Annotated in this window: 14 protein-coding genes and 1 pseudogene; 11 read left to right on the plus strand and 4 right to left on the minus strand. The window is 61.7% G+C overall.

Features of this window, described 5'->3' with window-relative positions; all coding sequences use genetic code 11:
* Complete coding sequence (pheS, locus tag NW852_RS03445; protein ID WP_414363902.1) at nt 1–1,002, minus strand: phenylalanine--tRNA ligase subunit alpha; 1,002 nt, start codon at nt 1,000–1,002, stop codon at nt 1–3.
* Nucleotides 1,003–1,153: 151 nt separating this feature from the next.
* On the minus strand, nt 1,154–1,765 hold the full coding sequence (locus NW852_RS03450) for a chromophore lyase CpcT/CpeT (RefSeq protein ID WP_414363903.1): 612 nt from the start codon (nt 1,763–1,765) through the stop codon (nt 1,154–1,156).
* A gap of 717 nt (nt 1,766–2,482) precedes the next feature.
* Between NW852_RS03450 and NW852_RS03455 the strand changes: the two genes are divergently transcribed.
* The 6 genes from NW852_RS03455 (at nt 2,483) to murJ (ending at nt 8,073) form a co-directional block, all read left to right on the plus strand.
* Entirely contained in the window at nt 2,483–3,001 is a 519-nt protein-coding gene (locus NW852_RS03455; protein WP_414363904.1) for a phycocyanin subunit beta, read from the plus strand.
* Between the two features lie 194 nt (nt 3,002–3,195).
* The gene (locus tag NW852_RS03460; RefSeq protein WP_011430856.1) at nt 3,196–3,678 is read left to right on the plus strand and encodes a phycocyanin subunit alpha; all 483 of its coding nucleotides are present in this window, start codon (nt 3,196–3,198) and stop codon (nt 3,676–3,678) included.
* 274 nt (nt 3,679–3,952) lie between these two features.
* Entirely contained in the window at nt 3,953–4,810 is an 858-nt protein-coding gene (locus NW852_RS03465) for a phycobilisome rod-core linker polypeptide (protein WP_414363905.1), read from the plus strand.
* Nucleotides 4,811–4,842: 32 nt separating this feature from the next.
* A complete protein-coding gene (locus tag NW852_RS03470) occupies nt 4,843–5,670 on the plus strand; it encodes a HEAT repeat domain-containing protein (protein ID WP_414371083.1) in 828 nt (275 codons plus the stop codon).
* Between the two features lie 212 nt (nt 5,671–5,882).
* A complete protein-coding gene (locus NW852_RS03475) occupies nt 5,883–6,239 on the plus strand; it encodes a DUF4278 domain-containing protein (protein WP_414363907.1) in 357 nt (118 codons plus the stop codon).
* A gap of 187 nt (nt 6,240–6,426) precedes the next feature.
* On the plus strand, nt 6,427–8,073 hold the full coding sequence (murJ, locus tag NW852_RS03480; protein WP_414426471.1) for a murein biosynthesis integral membrane protein MurJ: 1,647 nt from the start codon (nt 6,427–6,429) through the stop codon (nt 8,071–8,073).
* A gap of 10 nt (nt 8,074–8,083) precedes the next feature.
* Here murJ and sigC read toward each other — a convergent pair whose 3' ends face one another.
* The gene (gene sigC / locus NW852_RS03485; protein WP_414363909.1) at nt 8,084–9,178 is read right to left on the minus strand and encodes an RNA polymerase sigma factor SigC; all 1,095 of its coding nucleotides are present in this window, start codon (nt 9,176–9,178) and stop codon (nt 8,084–8,086) included.
* A 459-nt stretch (nt 9,179–9,637) separates the two neighbouring features.
* Between sigC and NW852_RS03490 the strand changes: the two genes are divergently transcribed.
* The gene (locus NW852_RS03490) at nt 9,638–10,294 is read left to right on the plus strand and encodes a cofactor assembly of complex C subunit B (protein WP_414426472.1); all 657 of its coding nucleotides are present in this window, start codon (nt 9,638–9,640) and stop codon (nt 10,292–10,294) included.
* A 2-nt stretch (nt 10,295–10,296) separates the two neighbouring features.
* On the opposite strand, the gene mutS is transcribed toward NW852_RS03490, so the two are convergent.
* The gene (mutS, locus tag NW852_RS03495) at nt 10,297–12,975 is read right to left on the minus strand and encodes a DNA mismatch repair protein MutS (RefSeq protein WP_414426473.1); all 2,679 of its coding nucleotides are present in this window, start codon (nt 12,973–12,975) and stop codon (nt 10,297–10,299) included.
* A 377-nt stretch (nt 12,976–13,352) separates the two neighbouring features.
* Between mutS and NW852_RS03500 the strand changes: the two genes are divergently transcribed.
* From NW852_RS03500 to NW852_RS03515, 4 genes and pseudogenes are all read left to right on the plus strand, one after another.
* Nucleotides 13,353–14,396 carry a FecCD family ABC transporter permease gene (locus NW852_RS03500; protein ID WP_414371076.1) on the plus strand — a complete coding sequence of 348 codons (1,044 nt, stop codon included), beginning with the start codon at nt 13,353–13,355 and terminating at the stop codon, nt 14,394–14,396.
* Complete coding sequence (locus NW852_RS03505) at nt 14,393–15,238, plus strand: ABC transporter ATP-binding protein (protein WP_414348831.1); 846 nt, start codon at nt 14,393–14,395, stop codon at nt 15,236–15,238. The genes NW852_RS03500 and NW852_RS03505 overlap by 4 nt, the downstream gene beginning before the upstream one ends.
* A gap of 35 nt (nt 15,239–15,273) precedes the next feature.
* Complete coding sequence (locus NW852_RS03510) at nt 15,274–17,694, plus strand: TonB-dependent hemoglobin/transferrin/lactoferrin family receptor (protein ID WP_414426474.1); 2,421 nt, start codon at nt 15,274–15,276, stop codon at nt 17,692–17,694.
* Nucleotides 17,695–17,734: 40 nt separating this feature from the next.
* Nucleotides 17,735–18,499: pseudogene (locus tag NW852_RS03515) on the plus strand (energy transducer TonB); the annotation flags it as partial.

Raw genomic sequence — 18,499 nt, forward strand, 5'->3', positions numbered from 1 at the left:
CTAAAATTGCGACAAAAAGCGCAGGTCGCTGCTGTAGAACAGGCGGATATCTTGAATGCCGTGTAGAAGCATGGCCACCCGCTCGACGCCGATCCCTGCTGCAAAGCCGGTGTAGCGCTCCGGGTCATAGCCGACCGCCTGAAACACATTGGGATCCACCATGCCACAGCCAAAAATTTCCAGCCACTTGGAGCCAAAACGCACATCCATCTCGGCAGAAGGCTCCGTGAAAGGGAAATAGCTGGGCCGGAAGCGGGTTTCTCGCTGGCCCAACAAGCGAGTGACAAACTCTTTGAGGGTGCCCTTCAGGTCGCAAAAGGTGAGGTTCTCGCCCACCGCCAAAATTTCCATCTGGTGAAACACGGCAGAGTGGGTGGCATCGACGGTATCGCGGCGCATCACTCGCCCGGCATGCACAATGCGCAGGGGCGGCTGGTGTTGCTCCATATACCGCACCTGGACCGAAGAGGTTTGGGTGCGCATCAGATAACCCTTTTCTAGGTAGAGGGTATCCTGCATGTCCCGCGCCGGGTGGTCAGCGGGGGTGTTGAGGGCCTCGAAGTTGTAGTACTCTGTCTCGATCTCCGGGCCATGAACCACCGTGTAGCCCATCCCCACAAAGATATCGAGCATGCGGTCGATGGTGGCCTGCAAAGGGTGGATCCGCCCCAAGGGCCGGCGCGGCCCCGGCATGGTGACATCCAGCCGCTCCGCCTCCAGGCGGGCCTGGAGCTGGGCTTCGGCCAAGGCCCGTTTGCGCTCATCCAGGCTGGATTGTAGGGCCTCTTTGAAGGTGTTGGCCAAAGCGCCAATGGCAGGCCGTTCTTCCGGGGGCAGCTTCCCCATGCCCCCCAAGATCTTCGAGAGCTTCCCCTTTTTGCCCAGATAGTCGATGCGGATCTGCTCCAAGGCCTCCAGATCGGCAGCCTGCGCCACCTGGGCAAGCGCCTCATCTTGGAGGGCGAGAAGCTGTTGGCGAAGCGTGTCTTGTTCGTCTTGCATGGGGATAGTTCATTCGCACATTCGCGTCAGCGTTGCCGAGCAGCCAGCAGAAAGGATCCCTGTTCGGACAGGTGGCGGGCCGCAGTTGCTTCCTCCAAAAGTATCATCTTTCGCCCACGGCGCCGAGATTGGCCAGGGATCCTCTTCCCACCTACTGCAGCAGCTCCACCTGCCAATCGACAACCTTGCGAAAGCGAAAAGGGCCGGCCAAAGCTCCCCACACCTGGCGGTGGGTAACCGGATCTATGCCGCGATCGTGGCTGCAAAACTCGCTCTCGCTCAGGTGCAAGGTGGTCTGCAAATAGGTGGTTTGGCCGTTGCGCACCACACAACAGCGGCAACCCGGCTCTGTCACGCCGACAAAGAGGGATCCCTGCCTCTTCACCTGCACATCACACCCCGGCAGGTAGGCCAGATCGGCAGCGCTCAGTTGGCTAAGTTGCTCCGCTTTCTCGCGAGCACACCCCCGCCACCGCTGCGGCTGCAGAGGACGGTAGTTGCGAATCACGATCCCGTCCCCTACTTGGGTGAGTTCCACCACTGCCTGACGATAGGGCTCCTCCAAATGGCCGCTGTAGGCCTGTTCCACATAGAAGCCAATCCCCCCCAGCACAGCAGTTGGCAAGGGACGATAGGCCACCCGGATCGAGGCAAAAAAAGGTGGGTTCTCCCAGGCTTGCTCTTGGTTGCTGAAGTCTCCCGCCAGCCAACGCGCCATCTGCAACAGCTCGGGGGAAGAGGTGGACTCCGACCAGTTCGACATAACCACGCATCCAGGAATTCCGTAGGGACTTATACCGAAAATCCCAGGCGGTCAACGACAACCTGCTCAGATTTTCCCCAACCTCTGCTCTGCCGAGGAAGCTCCGTAAATGTTAAATTATGTATCTTTTATGAAAAGGTTTGCATGGATACAGAAGCGGGCCTGTCCTGGATCTCAAAGCCACAATCGCGGTTGACATTACTATGTATCTCGTAAAGCTGTATGAAGTAATGTTCTTTTCTGTAAAAATTAAGGCCCTGAAGGGTGGAGCGAAAAGACTGAGATTGCCGGTCTGGATGAGGATCCGAGACTTTTTGCGGCAGGTAAAGCCCCTTTACATTTTTTGATTCAATCGCTTCCCGTCCTCGCGATAGAAAAAGACTGGAAACAAGGCGAGCCAGCTTTTCCTCATCTGTCCAGTTCAGGTTGTCAGCAGGGGAGGATCTTTACAAGCGGGATCCCTCGGCATGTGTTGGCAAGCGGCTTCGCCGGTGGAGCCGTTTGACTGGAGGCGGGTCGGGGATTAGCTTGCCCATCTTGTTTCTACGGGCTTTGATCCCGTCGGCAGGTCTGTTGGGACAAAGGGCTGTGCCAACAGCGCCGGTCGGCATCGGGGATCGGGGCATTGCTGCCTTCCTGGCTGGCGGGAGCTCTCACTTCCGCAGCAGGGAGTGCTGATTCATAACCTCTTTTGCTTTCGCTAGGAGATTTAAAGCCATGAACGATGTATTTGGCAAAGTTGTTGCGCAAGCTGACTCCAAAGGTGCTTTCTTGGGAGAAAACGAGTTTGCGGCTCTGCAGCAGGTGATTGCGGAGGGGAACAAGCGCTTGGATGCCGTGAACCGCCTCACCAGCAACGCTTCTAAAATCGTGACCGATGCCATCCGTCAGTTGTTTGCCGAGGAGCCCAATTTGAACGCTCCCGGCGGCCCTGCCTACCCCAGCCGCAATGTGGCCGCCTGTATGCGGGATATGGATATCATTCTCCGCTACATCACCTATGCTGTGGCAGCCGCTGACCCCAGCGTGCTGGACGAGCGCTGCTTGAACGGCTTGCGGGAAACCTATCAGGCGCTGGGCACCCCTGGTAGCTCTGTGGCCAACGGCATTCAAAAAATGAAAAAAGCTGCGGTGGCGGTGGTGAACGATCCCAACGGCATCACCCGGGGTGATTGCAGCGCTTTGATTGCCGAAATCGAGTCTTACTTCGATCGCGCTGCTGCTGCGGTGGTCTGATAGGCCGGAATCTCCATTGCTTCATCTGAAACACCCGGATCCTCTGGTGAAGGCCGCCGCGGAGTTCAACTCGGGTTGGCCTGGGATCCCTGAAAAAGCGACCTTTTTTGCAGTCATTTTGCAACTGAGCCTCTTTTGCAGTGTTGGTTGCCCTGATTTTTGCGTTGAGCTTAAGTAAAGGAGCGTTTTGAATCATGCAAACCCCTATTGTCGATGCCATTGCCACCGCCGATAGCCAGGGGCGCTATCTGAGCAACAGCGAGTTGCAGGCCATCAACGGCCGTTTTCAGCGGGCTGCCGCCAGCATGGAAGCTGCCCGAGTCCTGAGCAGCCGTGCCGAAGAGCTGGTGCGCGGCGCCACCGAGGCCGTCTATGCCAAGTTCCCCTATACCACTCAGCCCGGCGGACAATGCCACACCCAAGCGGGCAAAGACAAGTGCGCCCGTGACGTGCGCCACTACCTGCGCTACATCACCTACTGCTTGGTAGCCGGTGGCACTGGCCCGCTGGATGAGTACCAGTTGGCCGGGATCCGCGAGATCAACGCCGCTTTTGAACTCTCCCCCAGTTGGTTTATCGAAGCGCTACGCTACATCAAAGCCAACCATGGCCTGACAGGGCAAGCGGCCACCGAAGCCAACACCTACATCGACTACGCCATCAACGCGCTCAGCTAGGTTCTGCAGCTTGGGATCCCCCAAAAAGGTGGCCAGCCCGGCGCTTGAGGGGGATGGCGAAGAAAGGTTATCAGGGGCAACGGTGGCGAGAAAGGGATCCCTTTGGCCGGTTGGGTCTAAGGATCTCTCTCCCAGAGGGGAAAGCGCCACTGTTGCTCTTGCTTCAACCCCATATTTGTGCTGCTGAGGGTTGTTGAGTTGAGAGGTGAGCCAAAGCAGCCTTTTCAAGCTTTTTTCAAAGTTAATCCAGCCAGTTTCATCATGAGGAATTAGCATGAGTGGAATCACAGCGGCAAGCCGAATGGGGATCCGGGGCATTACAGAGACGACTCCCTTGGAATTGCGCCCTAATGCCAGCCAGGATCAGCTCAATGCGATCCTGCGGGCCATCTATCGCCAGGTGCTGGGCAACGATCACCTGTTTGGGGCAGACAGGAAGGAGCTGGCCAGTGCAGAATCGTTGCTACGCCAAGGTAGCCTGACGGTGCGGGAGTTTGTGCGCTTAATCGCCAAGTCCGAAGCCTATAAGAGGCGGTTTTTGTACCCTAACTCCCAGACCCGCGCCATCGAGCTCAACTTCAAGCACCTGCTGGGGCGGGCTCCCACCAGCCCCAAGGATATTGCCCGACACCTGGACATTTACCACACGGGGGGCCACAGCGCGGAGATCGACTCCTATATCGATAGCCCAGAATACCTGGAAGCGTTTGGCGACAACATCGTCCCCTATCCGCGCGGGTTTGAATACCGCAAGGCTCATACCACCCGCGACTTCACCAACCTCTTTGCCCTCTACGGAGGCTACGCCAACAACGACCGTTCCCAGGGGCGCAGGCCGCGCTTGATGATGCCCCTGGCCACCGGCTTTACTCCGGCCATCCGCCGCATCGGGGTGCGGGGGCTGCTGCCCCCCAGCCCCATTACCAAACACTTGGGGCCGCCAACGGGCCAGTCCGACCGCATGTTTTGCATTGAGGTGACGCGGCTGCTTAACCCGCCCTCGGCCCTGGCCACCTCCAGCCGGGTGCGCAAATCCAACCAGCAGATCTTCGTTTCTGCCGATCAGCTCTCGGCGACGATGCAGCGGCTGCTCAAGTCGGGCGCCAAGATCGTCAGCGTCCGCAGCGCTTGAGGCCTCTGGAGGCGCTCTGGCCTGTTGAGGCTATGACCACGGCTGTTCCTCCAGATCCCCCTCCAGCCGCCGATCTCACCCCAGCCGGCCAGATCGCCAAGCTGCGCCACGGGGATGTGGGGGAGCGCTACTATGCGGCGTGGTGGCTGGGGCGCATGCGGGTTGTGGAAGGGATCCCGGCCCTGATCGAAGCCTTGGCCGATGAGACGGATCGCACCACGCAGGGGGGATATCCGCTGCGGCGCAACGCCGCCCGTGCCCTGGGTAAGGTGGCCTCCCCTGCTGGGATCCCGGCCCTGAAAGAGGCTTTGCGCTGCTCCGATGGCCAAGTGGTGGCGGCAGCCGCCCAGGCGCTGGTGGAGATTGCCCTGGCCAATAACCTTGACCAGGATCCCAGGCAAGCTGGAGAGCTGGGAGCCGCTTTGCTCGAAGGGCTGCGCTGGGTAGAGCAAGGTTTGCAGACAGAAGCGCCTGCCGCCTTGGAGGCTTTGATTGAGGCTCTTGGACATCTGCAGGTGGCTGCCGCCCTGGGGCAGATCCGCCCCTATCTGGAGCACCCCTCGATGCGCCTGCAATGGGCGGCAGCGCGGGCCTGTTACCGCCTGACAGGGGATCCCACTTTTGTCCAGCCGCTACTGTCGGCGTTGGATCACCCCAACATTCATCTGCGGCGGGCTGCCCTTCTCGATTTGGGGGCTAGTGGCTACCTGCCAGCGGCCCAAGCCATGGCAGCGGCAGCGGTCGAGGCCAACATCAAGCTGCTCGCCCTCAAGCAGTTGGTGGAGATAAACCTTAGATGTGGGAAAGAGGCTAGCACTGACCTACAGCAGGTGCTATGGCTAATCGACGAGCTGCTCTAACCCTCTGGGCAGGGAGAGGTAGAGCTGGGAAGGCGACCTCGACCTAAAGTTGACACCTAAGGGCTTATTTTGTTAAAGCTGATACAGAATAAAGTTGGGTTTTACCCTCTGAGCCGCATCCAGGAAGCAGGAGCTGTTGTCTAGCGGCTTCTGAGAGGCCGGTGCAGGGGCGTCCCTTTATTTCGCCGCAGTTCATGTGGGGGAGTCTTCCTATGCAACTGACCTACCGAGGCATTGCCCACCCCTTTGTCCCTTCTGTCTCCGCAACCTGCCAGCGGCAGGAGGTGCCAGCGCAGTACCGGGGCTTGGCGTGGAGCTGGCCAGCTCAATTGGCGGCTATGGCGCTGCCGCAGTCTTTTGTCTTGACGTATCGAGGCCTTGTCCTCAATCCGGAGGTGAAGGCAGCGAGCGAGGTTATCTCCCTGCGCAAGGACTTTATGACCCTAGTCAAAGAAACCCATCGGCAGCATCTGCTGAGCCGGCTGCAGGAGCGCATCCGCTCTGCCCAGGCCCGCGGAGATGAGCATTTGTTGCAGCAACTGGAGCAGGAGCGACAACTGCTGGCCTGAGCTCTATCTTGACTAACGAAAGTCCCCGCCCTCCCTCTCGAGGTTCGGAGAATTCGGGATAATAGTGCTGCCCTATGCCGAAGCGAGGGGGTAGCAGCTGTGAGCTTGTGGGTGAATCCTGCGAAGGAACCGATTGGGGCATCCCGACAGTTGTCCATTGCCAAAGCGGCGGTGGGGAGCTAGGGACATGGAGGAGTCTGCCAGGCGGGAAGGGATCCCAGGGGGCTCCGCCGCGTCTTCTCCACCCCGTTCCTTGCTCTCAGTGGCAGGACTGGTGGCAGGGGCCACGCTGCTTAGCAAGGGCATGGGGTTTGTCCGGCAGGCCTTAATTGCTGCAGTCTACGGCTCAGGGCCAGAGTACAGCGCCTTTAGCATAGCCTACGTCCTGCCTGGTTTTTTGTTGATCTTGCTGGGCGGGATCAACGGACCTTTCCACAGCGCTATCGTCAGCGTGCTCAAAAAGCAGCAGCCGGGAAGAGAGGATCCAGCCCGCTGGCTAGAGTCCATCTCTACCCTGGTGGGCTGCTTGCTTTTGGCGGTGACCTTGGGCCTCTGGTGGGGAGCCGACTGGGTGGTACACCTGAGTGCCCCAGGGGCCAGCCCCGAAGTGCATGTCCTCGCCGCCCAGCAACTGCGGATCATGGCGCCGCTGGCCCTGCTCTCGGGCTGGATTGGCATTGGCTTTGGGGCACTCAATGCAGCCGAGCACTACCTCTTGCCCGCCCTCAGCCCCCTCATCTCCAGCCTGGCCGTCATCGGGATCCTGGTCACGTTGGGGTGGACAGGGATCCCCACTTTACTAGCCTGGGGTGTGCTCATCGGCGCCATTGCCCAGTGGCTGGCGCAGGTGCCTCTGCAGATGCGGCTGGGGCTGGGGCGGCTGCGGCTGCGCTTTGACTGGGGATCCCCGCCGGTGCGGGCGGTGGGCCTGCTGCTGCTGCCGGCAGTAGTCTCCTCCGGCATGATCCACATCAATGTCTACGTGGATCTCTTTTTTGCCTCCTTCGTGCCTGGGGATCGCACCATTGGCAACTTGGGCTACGCCCAGCTCCTAGTGCAAACTCCCCTGGGGATCCTCTCCAACATGGTGCTGGTGCCCCTGATGCCCCTCTACGCCCAGTTGGCAGGGGATGGATCCCGCTGGTTGGAGTTGCGCCAACGCATCCGCCAAGGGCTGATGGTTACGGCCATCCTCACCCTGCCCCTTGCGATGCTGTTGGTGGCCCTGGCTGAACCCATCGTCCAGATAGCCTACCAGCGGGGGCGCTTTACGCCGGAGGTGACCCAGGAGGTGGCGGCCCTGCTGAGGGCCTATGGTCTGGGGATAAGTTTTTACTTGCTGCGGGATGTGCTGGTGCGCATCTTTTACGCCCTGGAGGATGGGGCTACGCCGCTGCGTATTAGTGGCTTGTCCATTGGCCTCAACGCCCTGCTGGACTTCCTGTTTTTGCCCACCTTTGGAGCACCGGGCATTGCCCTAGCTACGGCAGGCGTTAACCTGATGGCTCTGATTGGGCTAGGGATCCGCCTCCACCAGCGCCTGCCGGGGATCCCTTGGCGGGAGATGGGACAGGCCCTGCTGCCCTTGCTGGGGATCACCACCTTGGCCGGGGGCCTCAGCCATTGGCTGTGGACACAACTGCACTCCCACGAGATCCTGGGATCCCCGCTGCTTACTGCCGTCCTGGGGGCTAGTCTAGCCGCCGGCCTAGGCCTCAGCTTGTTTGCAGCAGGGGCCCTGTATCTGCAGATCCCGGAAGTGGAGTGGCTGGCAGTCCAGCTCCAGGCCCGCCTGCCCAAGATTGCCAGCCGGCGATCCCTACCCAGATCCTAGGCAGGCCCGGCTAGCTGATGGCTTCGAGGTAGTCCCGAACTCGGTTGCGCCGCTTCGGCTGGCGCAGCTTTTGCAGGGCTTTGGCCTCGATTTGCCGTACCCGCTCCCGCGACAGATCCAAGGCGCGGCCAATCTCCGCCAGCGAGTAGGTGCGCCCGTCCCCCAAGCCAAAGCGCATGCGGATCACATCCCGCTCGCGGCTGGTGAGATCCGCCAGCAACTGCTGCAGATCGCGATGCAGGGCCTCCCGCATCATCGTCTCCTCGGGGGAGATGTCGTCGGTTTCCAGCAGATCCCCCAGTTCGGTGTCTTTGTCTTTGCCCACCTTAGTTTCCAGAGAGACCGAGCGCGGCACCCGTACCAACAGCTCTCGTACTTGGGGCGGAGTCATCTCCAACTCGGAGGCAATGTCTTCGATGGTGGGAGTGCGGCCTTTTTCTTGGGAGAGCTTGCGCTGCGCTTTCTTGATCTTGTTCAGTTTCTCAGTGATGTGAACGGGCAGGCGGATGGTACGGCTTTGGGTGGCGATAGCCCGGGTGATGCCCTGCCGGATCCACCAGTAGGCATAGGTGCTGAAGCGATAGCCCTTCTTGGGGTCAAACTTCTCCACCGCTCGCTCCAGGCCCAGCGTGCCCTCCTGGATCAAATCCAGCAGCTCCAGGCCGCGATTTTGGTATTTTTTCGCCACCGACACCACCAGGCGCAGGTTGGCTTTGATCATGTGCTCCTTGGCCCGCTTGCCAATTCGCTGGATCTGCTGCAGCTTTTCGGGAGTGAGGTTGGCCCACTCAGGGTACTGGTTGGCTCTGGCCGCCCATTCAGCGAGGGTCGGATCCCGTCCCAACTCCTTCTGCAGGCGCAGGCGCACATCCAAGAGCTTCATGTAGTCTTGGACTCTTTGGGCCAGAGCCACCTCCTCATCGCGACCCAGAAGGGGAACACGACCGATCTCCTGCAAATAAAGGCGCACCAGATCGGTGGAGCGGCGAGCTGGCTCCTCTTCTGCAAACTCGCTCTCGGCCAGATCTACCTCTGCTTCCTCAGCAGGATCGAGGAGATCGCCATCGAACAAAATATCGTTGAGCTCAGGTTCGTAGTTAGACATGTAAGGTGTTGTTGGATAGCGACAGAAGCAGGCAAACAGGTCAACCAAAAGGGCAGGACCATGAGGAAATCTCTGGGTTCAGTGTCTCCCTGAGGCGTTGCTTTGCGCTATCATCGCTCAAGTGAGACAAGCACTGCCCTCCTCACGCCTCGTTGTAGAGCTCTGCCCTTCTATAAAGAAGCTACCCTAGGGAGGGGAAGTTACAATAGTCAGCAAAGCACAATCGTCTTATCATAACTTAATTATAGTTGCCCTTCCCAGGCGAGAGTCACTAGATCCGACGTAGAGTCCCCTTCTCTTAAACTGCCACCGACCTTGCTGAAAAGCGCACTGTCCTTGGATTCTTGCCCAGGTGGGCTACAAGGCGATAGAGGTGGCAACTTGGTTTTTCTTTGGAGGGGGGCAGCCAACCCCTCTCGGTAGTCTAAACTGGCCAGCAGGCGTGCAAACTAGCATTTCATGAGCTACTTTCTTGCCAACTCCCCTTCTTTCTGGTCAGGAGAGAGAGCCTCGATCGCAGTTGCGCCGCTCGTTAACTTTGGCTCTCTCGCCCAGGCACGCGCGGCAGTAGCAACCTCTTTTTCCCTGCAGGGAGAGACAATTTCGACGCTGCTGCTGACGGTCTTGCTGGCCATTGGCCTCTTCTTTTTCCTGCGAGCCTCTGGCAAAGACCGCCTCGAAGCCCGTCTCTATTCTAGCAGCCGTAGCCTGGAGGAAATGGGATCCCTCCTTTGCGAGCACCTGGAGGGGCGCGCCTATCGCTTGCAATCTGCCGATGCAGAGGGGATCGCCACCTTTGTGGGTCAGGCGCAGCCTAGCGTGGGACTGGCCGTTTTTTTGACGGGGCTGGCGGGGGCGGGGCTGGCCTGTCTGGCTTTGGTGCTGCAGGTGCTGGAGCCGGGTTGGGGAGTTTGGCCCTGGACACTGCTGTTGGTCTCTCCTTGGGCAGGCTGGTACTACTGGCGGCGCAATCACCGCCCGCAGCAGCTCCGCCTAAGGTTGCAAGAGGCCGATCCGCCCCTCGGATCCCTGCTGTGGGTAGAGGGGCAGCGGGAGGAGCTGGAGGTGCTGGCCACTACCTTGGGGCTGCAAGAACGGGATCCAGGTCGAGAGTAGCCCTAGAGCTCTTTGGGGAAAAAGGACAGTTGATCCCCAGCTGTGGCATCGCAGCCGGGGATCCCGCTGGAATGGGGTTCTTGCTTGGGCTGTTTTTTGGGGTTGTTTGAAGAAGGGCGGCTTTTCCCTTGGTTGCGCAGGCCCAGGCCGATGCGGCTGTGTTTTTCCACCAGAGCCAGCACCTGTTTGGCCCGCTCGATGACCGGCTGGGGCAGGCCGGCCATGCGCCCTACCTCGATGCCATAGGAGCGGTCGGCTCCCCCCGGCTGCACCTGGTGCAAAAAGATGATGCGATCCGGCAGCTCCTTAACCACCACCTGGAAGTTGGCCACGTTGGGCAGCAGCGTCTCCAGTTGGTTGAGCTCGTGGTAGTGGGTGGCAAAGATGGTGCGGGCGCGCACTTGGGTGGCCAGGTATTCGGCCACGGCCCAGGCAATAGAGAGGCCGTCAAAGGTGGCGGTGCCGCGGCCAATCTCGTCCAAGAGCACCAGGGATCGCTCGCCGGCGTGGTTGAGAATGTTGGCCGTCTCGTTCATCTCCACCATGAAGGTGGACTGTCCTGTGGCCAGGTCATCCACGGCGCCAATGCGGGTAAACACGCGGTCGCACAGGCCCAGCTCCGCCCGCCGCGCCGGGACAAAGCTGCCCATCTGGGCCAGGATCTGGATTAGCCCAATCTGGCGCAAGTAGGTGGACTTGCCGGACATGTTGGGGCCAGTGAGGACGATGAGATCGGGGCCGTGGGGGGATCCCAGGCGCACCGAGTTGGGGACAAACAGGCCCTGGGGCAAAGATTTCTCCACCACCGGGTGGCGACCCTCTTCGATGATTAAACGGCGATCTGCAGTGATCACCGGGCGGGTGTAGCCCTGCTGCACGGCCACCTCGGCTAGGCCAAACAGAGCATCGACGGCGGCCAGGGTCTGGGCCACCTGGCGGATGGCGGCAGCTTGGGATCCCGCCTCTTGGCGCAACTGCACAAACAGCTCGTACTCCCGCTGGTTGATGTCGGTTTGGGCAGTGAGGATGCGAGCCTCTTTTTCTTTAAGCTCAGGGGTGATGAAGCGCTCTTCGTTGGTTAGCGTCTGCTTGCGGATGTACTCCTTGGGCACCTGCTGCGCCTTGGCGCGGCTGATGCTGAGGTAGTAGCCAAAGGCCTTGTTGAAGCCGACTTTGAGGGTGGGGATGCCGGTGCGCTCGCGCTCGGTTTTCTCCAACTGGGCAATCCATTGGCGGTCTTGCTCCACCTGCTGCCGCAGCCTGTCCAGCTCCGGATCTACGCCAGGCCGGATCAGCCCCCCTTCGGTGAGAATGGGCGGGGGCGAGGGCAAGAGGGTGTGCTCGATGCGCCGGCCCAGGTCAACCAGAGCGGGATCCACCTGCTGTAGGCTCTGCAGAAGGGGAGTTTGGGCTTCGGCCACCAGCTCGGCCAGTTGGGGCAGCTTGCCCAGGGAGGAGCCCAGGGCCACCAGCTCGCGCGGGTTGGCGGTGCCGGAGGCGACGCGGTTGGCCAAGCGCTCCAGGTCGTACAGAGAGTCTAGAAGGGATCCCAGGCGGGTGCGCAGGGAGGGGTTTTCCAACAGCTCCTGGATGGTGTCCTGGCGAAGGCGGATTTGCTCTCGATCCCGCAAAGGCTGCAGCAGCCAGCGGCGCAGGGTGCGCCCGCCCATGGCGGTGCGGCTGTGATCCAAGACCCAGAGCAGGGATCCGACAAAGGCCCCCTCGCGGATGGTCTGGGTCAGCTCCAGGTTGCGGCGGGTTTGGGCATCCAATATTAGGTAGTCGGTGAGCTGGTAGGTGCGGGGCGGGCGCAGGAGCGGATGGCCCCCTTGGGGAGAGGGCTGCACCAGGTTCTTTTGCGTCTCTTCCAGATAGTGGAGCAATCCCCCTGCCGCCCGAATGGCCAGGGGCAGCCCCTCGCAGCCCAAGCCCTCCAGGGAGCGCAGGCCATAGGTCTGCAGTAGGTTGTCCCGCGCCACCGCTAGCTCAAAGGGCTCCGCCGGGCGCAGGGTATAGGCGTACTGGCCGGGTAGGCCCAGGGGGGCTTGGGGATCCCCAGGCCGCATCAGGCCCAGGCCCAGCCCCTCTTCGGTGGGCAGCAGGATCTCCGCCGGCTGCAGCCGGGCCAGCTCCTGTTCTAGCTGCTCTTGCCCCTCACTCTGGCAGACCCAGAACTCACCGGTGGAAATGTCGGCATAGGCCAGGCCCCAGGCGGTTTGCTTGGAGCCTCGCAGGCGGACAATGGCCGCCAGGTAGTTGTTTTGCCGCGCCTGCAGCAGCTCCTCCTCGATGACCGTGCCGGGGGTGATCACCCGCGTCACTTCCCGCCGCACCAAGCCTTTGGCTTGATCCGCCGGCTCCATCTGGTCGCAGACGGCTAGGGCATAGCCTTTGGCCACCAACTGGGCGGCATAGCGGTCAAAGGCGTGGTAAGGGATCCCGCACATGGGCACCCGCCCGATGGCCCCCGCCTCTCGCCCGGTGAGCACCAGCTCCAGCTCCCGCGACACCAGTTGCGCGTCCTGGAAAAACATCTCGTAGAAATCCCCCAGGCGGTAGAGCAGGATGGCGTGGGGGTATTGCCGCTTTAGCTCTACGTAGTGCTGCATCATGGGGGTGAGCAGGGCGGGATCCACCTGCAGGGCATCCCAGGTGGGCTCAGGGGCAGCGGAAGAAGTCATAGCGCCAATACTTCAAGACGGCTCTGTCCAACCCAAGCTAGCCGGCTTCGGCCATTTTATTGGGGATCTTCCCCCTCTCCTTGGGCAGCTCAGTGAAGGCAGACTTTGGTTTCGGGGAACAAGCCGGCCTAGGCGGCTGGGAGTGCCGATCCATCTCCCCTTGGCTCAAAGGGGGTCGAAGACTTATTAAAACTAACTTGCAATAGCCAAGAAAGCCTGTTATTCTGACAGCTACGTTTTTATTGAATCTAAGTCTCAACAAGCTAAGAAGCTCGGCAGGTTAGGGCTGCGCCGAGGTGGGTCTGGGTGCGCTGGCGAGCCGGCTGGGGCTGTCTTGTCTTGGGGATCTCCCCCTCTTAAAAGTCCAGAGGTTTGCGATGTTGGCCAAGCAAGAGCGTCTGTCATCAGGAGTTGACCCGGAGACCCGCTGGGGGCAGACCAGGCGGATCCGCTCGCCGGTCGGCTTGATGGTTTTGCTACTGGGTGTCATCCTCTTGCTGCTTTGGATCTCAATTGCCTTGGGATCCATTCCCATAACTTTTTCGGAGCTGTGGCAGGCCCTGTGGGGGCAAGGGGATCCGATCCGGCAGACCATTGTCTGGCAGTTGCGGCTGCCGCGGGCGCTTTTGGCCCAGTTGCTAGGGGCAGCCTTGGGGATGGCGGGGGCCCTGTTGCAGGGGATGTTGGGCAATGGGCTGGCGGATCCCTACCTGCTGGGCATCTCAGCGGGGGCGGGCCTGGCGGCCGTAGCGCTGCTCACCTGGGGGGAGTGGACGGCTTGGGTGCCCTTGGCAGCTTGGGTGGGCGGCGTGCTGACTACGGTGTTGGTGTATGGGCTGGCGCGCACCCGCTCCGGGCTGGCGGTGGAACGGCTGATCCTGGCGGGAGTGGCTGTCAGCGCCCTCTTTGGGGCGATCAGCTCTGCTTTGTTGCTCCTGGCCGATGAGCGGGTCCAGGTGGCCCTGACGTGGTTGATCGGCAGCCTGAGCGGGCGGGGTTGGCCGGAGGTGCGGGTGGCCGGGGTGTATATCCTGGTCGGGCTGGGGCTGGGCTGGGCGCAGGCACGGGCTTTGAACCTGCTGGGCCTAGGAGAAGAGATGGCGGTGAGCTTGGGGATCCCGTTGGTGCGGACGCGGGTGACCATCGGCTTGGTGGCGGCTTTGTTGGCGGCGGCAGTCGTCAGCGTGGGGGGGTTGATCGGCTTTGTGGGGTTGGTGGTGCCCCACATGGTGCGCCAGGGGGTGGGATCGGATCACCGCTGGCTGTTGCCCCTTTCTGCCTTGGCGGGAGCGGCTCTGTTAAGCGGCGCCGATCTCCTCGCCCGGCTGGGGGCTGTAGAGCTGCCGGTGGGGATCGTCACGGCGTTGATGGGGGCGCCGTTTTTCGGCTGGCTGCTGCGGCAGCGGGAGGCGGGGCAATGAGGGCGGGCCGGCCGATTTTGCAGGCCGAGGCGCTGAGCGGGGGCTATGGCTCGCATCAGGTGATCCGGCAGGTGAGCTTCAGCCTGCAGGCGGGGGACTGGCTGAGCATTGTCGGCCCCAATGGCTCAGGCAAATCGACCCTGCTGCGGCTACTCAGCCGAGTGTTGGTTCCGCAGGCGGGGCGCGTACTTTTGGACGGTCGGGATCTGCACACCCAGCTCAGCCCGCAACAGGTGGCGCGGCAGTTGGCCCTTTTGCCCCAGCAGCCGCGGATCCCGACAGGGCTGACAGTGCGGCAACTGGTGAGCTTGGGGCGTTCTCCTCACCAGCCCTGGTGGGCGTGGCAGTTGCCGCGGGCAGATCAGCAGCGGGTGGAATGGGCGCTGGAGCAGACGGGACTGGGATCCCTGGCCCTGCGGCGGGTGGAAACGCTCTCCGGCGGCGAGCGGCAACGGGCCTTTCTGGCGCTAGCCCTGGTGCAGGAGCCGCAGGTGCTGCTGTTGGACGAGCCCACCACGTTTTTGGATCTGCGCCACCAACTGGAGCTGCTGGAGCTGTTGCGACGGCTGCAGCAGGAGCAGGGGCTGACGGTGGTTAGCGTGCTGCACGATCTAAACCTGGCCATTCGCTACAGCCGGCGGGTGGCTCTGCTGGGATCCGGACAGTTGCAGGCCCTGGGATCCCCGCAGGCGGCCTTGACTGCTGAGAGGGTGCGGCAGGTGTTTGGCCTAGAGGTGGAGTGGATCCCAACGCCGGTGGGGCTCCAGCTTTGCCCCTTGCGCAGCGCAGACCCGGCAAGGCCCCTCTGGCTGGGAGGAAAGGGTGTTGAGGCGAAGGTTTGACTTGTTTCTGGTGGTTTTTGGGAGAGTGAGAAGTTATGCGAGTAACCGGCTGGGGCTGGAAGGCAGTGAGTTTGGGGCTGTGTCTGGGGCTGAGTTGGGGATCCCTGGCCCAGGCGCAACCCGCGGCTCGGATTCCTGAGACTCCTTTGCTGGCCCAGGCCACCCCTCGGGGGGCCACCACCATCCAAGAGCAGATTCGCGAGCTAGAAGCCCAGATCGAAGCTGCCCGTCGGCGGGGGGATCAGGCGGAAGTGGAGCGGCTGCAAGCGGATCTGCAGGTGTTGCAGCAGGGCACCCCTGTCTTCAACCTGCAGCAGGTTACAGTCACCGGCACCCGCACCGAGCGCACCCTGGCCGACTCGCCGGCCAGCATCACCGTCATCGACCGGGAGCGCCTGCGGCGGGAGCTCATCCAGAACATCCAGGATCTGGTGCGCTACGAGCCGGGGGTGAGCGTGCGGCGAAATGTCCGCTATGGACTGCAAGACTTCAACATCCGCGGCCTTGACGCCAACCGGGTGCTGATCCAAGTGGACGGGATCCGGCAGCCGGAGCAGTTTTCCTTTGGCCCCTTCAACATCGGGCGGGACACCTTTGAGCTGGAGACCCTGAAGACGGTGGAGATCATCCGCGGCCCTGCTTCCACCCTCTATGGCAGCGATGCCCTGGGGGGCGTGGTAACCTACACTACTCTAGATCCAGTGGATCTGCTGGGGGAACGGGACAGCCATGTGGGCCTCTCCAGCCAGTACGACAGCAAAAACCAAGGCTTTGTCAACACCCTCAGCTTGGCGGGCCGCCAGGGGAACCTGGAAGCCCTGCTCATCTACACCCGCCGCGACGCCAGGGAGCCGGATATCAAGGCGGATCCCAGTTTCAAAGATCGGCAAACGGTGGAGGGGGACAACGTTTTGGCCAAGCTGGTTTACCGCTTCAGCCCCTTGGAAAGCCTCACCTTGACCGGCGAGTACTTCAACAGCCGCACCACCACCACGTTCTCGCGGCGCAACCTGGATCCCGCCGTCAGCTTATTTAGGGAAACCATCGACACCGAGCGCAGCCGCCTCAGTTTGGAGTATCGCTACGCCAACCCAGAGAATCCCGCTTTTGAGCTGGCCACTGTCCAGATCTACTACCAGCCCGCCCGCACCCGCGAGCCCAGTGTAGAGGAGCGCACCCTCACGGTGCAAGGCCGACCCGTACCGGTGCGGCGGGATACCTTCAACGAGCTGGTCAGCAACATTTTGGGAGCCAGCCTGCAGGCCCAAAGCCGCTTCCAAACCGGGGATCTCTCCCACCGCCTGGTGTATGGGATGGAGATCTCCACCACCCGCAACGAGCGACCTCGCAACCGTTTTCAGACCAATCTGCAAACTGGAGCAGTAACCCAAAACATTCCCCCAGATACCTTTCCCACCAAAGATTTTCCCGACTCGGACACCGTGCGCTTTGGGCTGTATGTGCAGGATGAGATCGACTTTGGCGGCGGCAACTTGACTCTGATCCCCGGCATCCGCTACGACACCTACAACCTCACCCCTAGCCCCGATGAAGCCTTCCTCAAAAGCGGGGCAGAAGCGGCCAGCCTCTTTGCCGATGCCGTTTCCCCCAAGCTGGGCCTAGTGTGGAGGATTAACCCCAACCTCACCTTCACGGCCCAGTACAACACCGGCTTTCGCGCTCCCCAATACAACGAGATCAACAGCGGCTTCACCAACCTGGTCAGCCCGGTTTTCCGCTATCGCACCCTCTCCAACCCCGACTTGCGCCCGGAAACCAGCCAGGGCTTTGAAGTGGGTTTGCGAGGGATCTACCCGCAGGCCAGCTTCAGCTTGGCGGCCTACTACAACACCTACAACGACTTTATCGAGGCATTCCGGGAGGTGGGATCCGAGCCCTCACCCCCCGGCCCCCCCGGTAGCCCGCCGCCCCCGCCGGTCATCCTGTTCCAGAGCCAAAACGTCAGCCGCGCCCGTATCTACGGCGTAGAGGCGACAGGACAATATTTCTTTAGCCCCGACCTAACCGGTTGGAGCCTAAACGGCAGCTTTGCCTGGGCGGTGGGGGACAATCTTACAGAAAACAAGCCCCTGCTTTCAATCGAGCCGCTGACAGCGGTGCTGGGGCTGCACTACGACGATCCCAGCCAGGTATGGGGGGCGAGGTTGGTGGCCACGCTGGTGGCGGATCCGCGGGATCCGCAGCGGGAGGTGGTGCGACCCAACCCCAACGCTCCCCCGCAGATTCCCTTTGTGCCCAGTGGCTATACGGTGGTGGATCTGCTGGGCTACTACAACCTAGACGACAACTGGCAGCTCAATTTCGGGGTGTTCAACCTCTTCGACGAGCGGTATTTTCTCTACTCCGAAACCCGCACCCTCTTTGTTGGCCCTGAAGTGGAGCGGCGGGCCCAGCCGGGGCGCCATGTGGCCCTCAGCTTCTCCAGCCGCTTCTAGGACTCCCCGCCAGACGTGCCCATCGAGATAGCCCCGAGCCATGCTCGCCAAACCCCCCACTCGCACCGACCGGGGATCCGCTTCTTTGCAGAGGGGCTCCCACCCTCGGCTTTTGTGGCGCCTGCAGATGGGGTATTGGCAGCAGGCAGGCATGGCCTACGGGGTGGGTCTGGCCTGGCTGGAGCTGGGCCTGTGGGGGGTGGCGCGGGGCCAGAGCTCTGAGGGGCTGCGCTGGATTGGCTGGGGCGAGAAGCTGCTCAGGGCGGCCCTGCTGGCGGGCTATTGCTCCCTTGCTCTCTCGGTTGCCTGCACCTCGCTGGAGGATCTCCCTGAATTGCCTAGGCAAAGTCGGGAGCTCCGCCCGCTGCGCTGGGAGACTTTGCTCTCGCTGCTTTTGCATCTGTTGGGGCTGCTGGGGTGGGGATCCCGACCTCTGAGAGAACCCGAAGTGCGGATCCCGGTCACGCTGTGGCTGGAGGATCCCCCGCCGGCCCCGCTTGAGGCGGCTGCAGAATCAGCTCTGCCTGACCCAGCGGAGGAGCCGACCCAGCCGGCCTCGGAATCCCCCCCTGCGGCTGCCCCACTCCCGCCAGATCCTGCACCCCAGCAGATTCAAGCTTCTTCACTGACAACCTTGCCAACGCCGCCCCCCACGCCTGTTCCCACGGCGAAGCTGGGGCCGACCCCTACACCCACGCCGATGGCCGCCCCAACCCCTCCGCCGCCCTCCCTCGTTTTAACAAGAGCCGCCCCCCCAGACGGCCTACGAGTGCGGGGGTGGGGGAGATGGAGGAAAAAAAAAAAT

Origin of the sequence: Synechococcus sp. H60.1 (assembly GCF_047462335.1) — a bacterium.
GTDB lineage: Bacteria > Cyanobacteriota > Cyanobacteriia > Thermostichales > Thermostichaceae > Thermostichus.